1 pseudogene is annotated in these 1,622 nt (G+C 66.5%); it reads left to right on the plus strand.

Annotated elements, in window-relative coordinates:
* Positions 1–600: 600 nt before the first annotated feature.
* Positions 601–1,622 (plus strand): annotated as a pseudogene (locus AB0E88_RS35745) (sugar-binding protein); the annotation flags it as partial.

A 1,622-nucleotide genomic window follows, 5' to 3' on the forward strand; every position in this document is an offset into this window, starting at 1 on the left:
TGACAGCCAGCCTGGTGCGCGTGCGCACGAAGGGGCTGAGAAAACGATGCGGCGCGGACACGGCGGCGGTCTACTCCCGTGTGAACCAGGCGGATGGGCATGGGCGCGGCACACGATCACACGTTCGGCACAGCCAGTCCACGTATGAAGAATTTATGAAGTTGTGACGATCGCATGGGACGGCCTGGGGCATTACTTGACGATGCCTCATGTGCGGCTTTTGGTCGCCTCGAGTGTGGCTGTATCGACGACTTTCACCTTTTTGTCGACTTGTCCCTCAAAGCTGACGTCACGTCAACTCTCGTCCCGTGTCGCAGATCACTTCAACTACGGGAACCTGCGCGGATCGTTGTTGAAGCGTGTGGGGGTCATGACAGAGGGTGCGGATTCCATCTGTCGTTTTTCTTGCATGCCTTGGTGGGGTCGACGCGTATGCGCGCTGATAGTCCACCGTCGTGGCTGGGGCGTTGGCGCCCGGCGATGACGGAGTCACAACGACGGCGCCGCCGGCAAAGCCGCGCGGCGACCGTCCTTTTGTTGTCCACGGCCTTGTTGGTGAGCAGTCTCGGTACCGAGGCCTGGGCGATACCCGGTCCCGGTATGAACCGGGAGGAGGTCAAGCTCCCCGATCTCCCCAAGCCGACCGCGCTGGACGCGGACGAGGAAGCGGAGAAGAACCTCACCACGGCGCCCGAGGTGCCCATCGATCCGTATGCGCCGACGGCGGTCACGCCGTGGGCGGCGGACACCGGTGTCGCCACCCTCGCGGCGGACGCGACGCCGGGGACCACGGTCCCGGTCGACGACCTGCCGATCGCTGTCGGGGTGCCCGCGGGTACGGACCCGGCGGCGATCGACGGCACGTGGAAGGTCGATCTGGCGGCGCCGACGGCGTCGCAGGACGCGAACGTGTCCGGCATGATCATGAAGGTCACGCCGCCGGCGGACGCGGATCCGACCGCGCAGGTCTCCATCGCCGTCGACACGACGAGCTTCGCGGACCTGTACGGTCCGCAGGCCGCCGACCGCTTCGGTCTGGTCCTGCTGCCGAACTGTGTGATGGACGCTCCCGACACGGGTGACTGCGCCACCGACGCGGGTACGACCACCATGTCCGGCAAGACGGACAAGCAGCCGGAGCGGTTGCGTTCCTCGGTGAAGGTCGTCGCCGCCGACAAGGCGCCGACGAAGACCAAGGCTGCCGCAAAGGCCAAGCACCGCAAGATCCTGACCGGTTCCGTTCCGGTCGGGGATCTCCTCGGCGGCAACGCCGGGACGACGACCGCGTCGAAGACGTCGGCTCGTACCGCGTCGTACAAGAGCACCGACGTGCTGCCGGTCGTCGACGCCTCGGGTCCCCAGGTGATCGGCGCGATGGACACCGGAGCGTCCGCGTCGGGTGACTTCACCGCGAGCCCGCTGCTCTCCTCCGGCTCCTGGGCTGCGGGTTCTTCTTCCGGTGCGTTCACGTACTCGTATGACGTGCAGGTGCCGGAGACCGCCGGCGGTCTGATGCCGAAGATCTCTCTCGGGTACTCGTCGCAGTCGGTGGACGGCCGGACGTCGGCGACGAACAACCAGGCGTCGTGGATCGGTGACGGCTGGGACTACAACCCCGGCTC

Source organism: Streptomyces sp. NPDC028635 (genome assembly GCF_040637635.1).
In the GTDB taxonomy this organism is placed as follows: domain Bacteria; phylum Actinomycetota; class Actinomycetes; order Streptomycetales; family Streptomycetaceae; genus Streptomyces.